Below are 1,506 nucleotides of genomic sequence, written 5' to 3'. Positions count from 1 at the left end.
TTCGCTTTCGCTCACTCTTGCAGATATTCATTTATCGCGATATATCTTTTATTAAGAATATCCGCGCGAATGTATATGAGCGCTATTATTTATCTAGTTATTAATGGCTCTAGTTAAAAGATGGTTCTTGTTAGTGTGCTGTCTAGCCATATATGGATCAGCCATGTGTGGTTACTCGTCACGTGGCTCCGGTAATTCCTCTGAACTTCCGTCAAAAATCGCAAGCTGGCTGATCGGCATGATCGTGTATCGCGTGTTTTCCCATCGCTGCGTTTTCGGGTCTCTCGTCTTCTGCTTTACGACTAGCGGACGCCCTTGCCAACGATAATCACAAAGAGCCTTAATACGTTTGTTTGCGGCCTCTCTTCGCACATTCAGCGCCTTAGCGATCTGATCCTGCGTCGGGTAACATTCGCCCTTTTCGTTCATGAACGACGAGAGGACGCATAACGTCTGCCAACGATCGGCTCCGATGTCCGCGATTAGTCCTTTCTTAACGGCATCGACGTACATTTTAACGAAGATACGCGTTTCGGACTTGCCGGACGTCAGATTATATTCGGACTGCGATTCGACTGAGACAAGTCGTTGATGTTCGTTTGTCATTCGTTTAATCACCCCGCAATCTCTTTCGTCATGATCTCCGGAAATTCTAAGTAATCCGAAAAGTATAACGGCTGTTTGCTTCCTCCGTACCCGTTCATATCGATCACCTCTCGAAGCATAATCGAAATTTGCGACTTCCCTTGCCACACATCGTAAGGAAGGTACGCAACTCGGCGATTCTCTAAATCCACGATCGCAAGTATGTCGTAATCCTTCTTCGTATATGGACGGCTTGCTCCGTTAGATTTTCGGTTATCGATCTTCATCCGATATCCATCGTGTTCCATATTCGTTTTGACTTGAATTTTCGTAAATACTCCGTCTACATCCGCAACGATATCGTAATGGACCCACGGTATGTCCGGACTAAGGCTAACGATTCCCTTCTTCGCCAAATCAGCACGGACAATACTTTCTGCTGCATATCCGCAAAAATTACGTTTGCTTACGGCACCCATCCGGCCACCTCCTCATAAGATAATACCCACGACTTTTCAAAACCGCACAATAAATTCGGAAATTTTTCCGCCTTCATTCATATAACCCCACAAGCGTGCTCTTTTTTGGGACATCAATATCGAAAATTTTTCCGCACTCAATAATAGATGCGTAATAACTTTCCGAAATGGACACCGTTTTTAAAATTTTGCTGTCATAAATAGATGCGGAGTCACTTTCGGAATGGCACACGTTTTTCTGCGTTCACTATTAGTTGCGTATAAACTTTTCGGATCGGACATCGTTTTAGACAAAAAATAGACGCACTTAATCGTACGTCTACATCACACTAGCATTAATTTTCGCCTATATTATAGATAAAAAACGTCACAGTGACGTCACACCAGCATCACACTCCGGTCACACAACGTCACATAAACCGATCACACTCCGCTCCAAAAC

General features: G+C 44.1%; 2 protein-coding genes. Both read right to left on the bottom strand.

Annotated elements, in window-relative coordinates; all coding sequences use genetic code 11:
- Positions 1-171 precede the first annotated feature (171 nt).
- Entirely contained in the window at positions 172-606 is a 435-nt protein-coding gene (locus V7126_RS19980; protein ID WP_046132611.1) for a helix-turn-helix domain-containing protein, read from the bottom strand.
- Positions 607-614: 8 nt separating this feature from the next.
- Positions 615-1,064, bottom strand: coding sequence for a group I intron-associated PD-(D/E)XK endonuclease (locus V7126_RS19975; protein ID WP_175076236.1), 450 nt, complete (start codon positions 1,062-1,064; stop codon positions 615-617).
- Positions 1,065-1,506: the final 442 nt, after the last annotated feature.

Origin of the sequence: Bacillus sp. JJ675, assembly GCF_036963165.1 — a bacterium.
Lineage (GTDB): Bacteria > Bacillota > Bacilli > Bacillales > Bacillaceae > Bacillus > Bacillus glycinifermentans.
Note: the sequence above shows the minus strand (reverse complement) of the source record. Positions and strands in the feature narration are given on the sequence as shown.

Excerpts from the sequence above, each read along its gene's own strand:
- V7126_RS19980 (WP_046132611.1), bottom strand. The coding sequence starts at position 606 with ATGACAAACGAACATCAACGACTTGTCTCAGTCGAATCGCAGTCCGAA.
- V7126_RS19975 (WP_175076236.1), bottom strand. The coding sequence starts at position 1,064 with ATGGGTGCCGTAAGCAAACGTAATTTTTGCGGATATGCAGCAGAAAGT.